Source organism: Vibrio sp. Y176 (assembly GCF_033438945.1).
This window is the reverse complement of record NZ_JAWOQS010001184.1, coordinates 1-518: the sequence shown is the minus strand read 5'-3', so window position 1 is coordinate 518 and position 518 is coordinate 1. Positions and strand designations below refer to the sequence as shown.

At 45.4% G+C, this 518-nt stretch carries 1 pseudogene; it reads right to left on the bottom strand.

Annotated elements, in window-relative coordinates:
- Positions 1–518 (bottom strand): annotated as a pseudogene (locus tag R7O13_RS30875) (hypothetical protein); the annotation flags it as partial.

Here is a 518-nt window from a genome sequence, read left to right as displayed (position 1 = left end):
TATCGAGCGTTTGTTCAAACAGTTCGCCCTGTTGTAGGTACCAGCCATCAACAATGGATTGCAGGCGAGCTTGCTCTGCTTCAACAACCATTGGTGGTAAGTTTGCAGATTCGATTTCGATTTCGAATACTGTGCTCACAGTTGATAGCACATCCCCGTTAGAGTTTTTGTCCTGCGCCGTTAGAACAATCTCAAAATCACCGGATTTTTCTACGATCGCGGTTGGGTGTAGAACAATTAGGTTACCAACTTGCTCAACTTCAATGCCTGTGCCCGCTAAATTATGCGTCAGTTTTGTCCTCACAAGGCTTTGGTCTTTGTCTTTGAAAAGACCTTCGATGTTTAGCTCAACGCCATCAAATGCGGCACCTTTTGCGATTTTTGATAGCTTATCCAATTTATCTTCAGCTGCGTCTTCTACGGTTTCGTTGACGGTTAGCTTGTTGTTGACTACCGTTTCAGGCGCTAAGTTGTCGCTATTTGGCGTGCTATCAGTGATGACTGGACGTAGGCTTGGG